Genomic DNA, 1,528 nt, shown 5'->3' with positions numbered 1-1,528 from the left:
GCTCGTCTCGACTCTCAGCCTTAGCGACCCGGATTTTCCTAAGTCACCAGCCTACAGCCTTTCACATGGACAACCAACGCCATGCTTGCCTAGCCTGCTCCGTCCCCCCATCGCATTTATACCAAGTACGGGAATATTAACCCGTTTCCCATCGACTACGCTCTTCAGCCTCGCCTTAGGGGTCGACTCACCCTACCCTGATTAACATGGGATAGGAACCCTTGGTCTTCCGGCGTGCGGGTTTTTCACCCGCATTATCGTTACTCATGTCAGCATTCGCACTTCTGATATGTCCAGCATGCCTCCCGGCACACCTTCAGCCACTTACAGAACGCTCCCCTACCCCGCATACTAAGTATGCAGCCGTAGCTTCGGTGGTATGTTTAGCCCCGTTACATCTTCCGCGCAGGCCGACTCGACTAGTGAGCTATTACGCTTTCTTTAAAGGATGGCTGCTTCTAAGCCAACCTCCTAGCTGTTTTAGCCTTCCCACATCGTTTCCCACTTAACATACACTTTGGGACCTTAGCTGACGGTCTGGGTTGTTTCCCTCTCCACGATGGACGTTAGCACCCACCGTGTGTCTCCCGGATATTACTTTACGGTATTCGGAGTTTGCAAAGGGTTGGTAAGTCGGGATGACCCCCTAGCCTTAACAGTGCTCTACCCCCGTAAGTATTCGTCCGAGGCTCTACCTAAATAGATTTCGGGGAGAACCAGCTATCTCCCGGTTTGATTAGCCTTTCACTCCTAGCCACAGGTCATCCCCTAACTTTTCAACGTTAGTGGGTTCGGTCCTCCAGTCAGTGTTACCTGACCTTCAACCTGCCCATGGCTAGATCACCGGGTTTCGGGTCTATACCCTGCAACTTAAGCGCCCAGTTAAGACTCGCTTTCGCTACGGCTCCCCTAAATGGTTAACCTCGCTACAGAATATAAGTCGCTGACCCATTATACAAAAGGTACGCAGTCACCCTCGAAGGGCTCCTACTGCTTGTACGTACACGGTTTCAGGTTCTATTTCACTCCCCTCACAGGGGTTCTTTTCGCCTTTCCCTCACGGTACTGGTTCACTATCGGTCAGTTGGGAGTATTTAGCCTTGGAGGATGGTCCCCCCATATTCAGTCAAAGTTTCACGTGCTCCGACCTACTCGATTTCACTTCAGATAAATTTTCGTGTACGGGACTGTCACCCTGTGTCGTCCAACTTTCCAGAAGGTTCCACTAATTACACTGAAGCTTAAGGGCTAATCCGATTTCGCTCGCCGCTACTTTCGGAATCTCGGTTGATTTCTTTTCCTCGGGGTACTTAGATGTTTCAGTTCTCCCGGTTTGCCTCTTACAGCTATGTATTCACTGCAAGATACCGCTAAGCGGTGGGTTTCCCCATTCGGAAATCTAAGTCTCAAGTGCCTCTTACTGGCTTGACTTAGCTTATCGCAAGTTAGTACGTCCTTCATCGCCTCCAACTGCCAAGGCATCCACCGTGTACGCTTAGTCACTTAACCATACAACCCAAAATGGTTT

The 1,528-nt window shown here is 50.5% G+C and carries 1 rRNA gene; it reads right to left on the bottom strand.

The features are described from left to right. A 23S ribosomal RNA gene (locus L1077_RS27075) occupies nt 1-1,509 on the bottom strand; the annotation flags it as partial. Between the last annotated feature and the right edge of the window lie 19 nt (nt 1,510-1,528).

Source organism: Pseudoalteromonas luteoviolacea (assembly GCF_021654285.1).
Lineage (GTDB): Bacteria > Pseudomonadota > Gammaproteobacteria > Enterobacterales > Alteromonadaceae > Pseudoalteromonas > Pseudoalteromonas luteoviolacea_J.
Note: the sequence above shows the minus strand (reverse complement) of the source record. Positions and strands in the feature narration are given on the sequence as shown.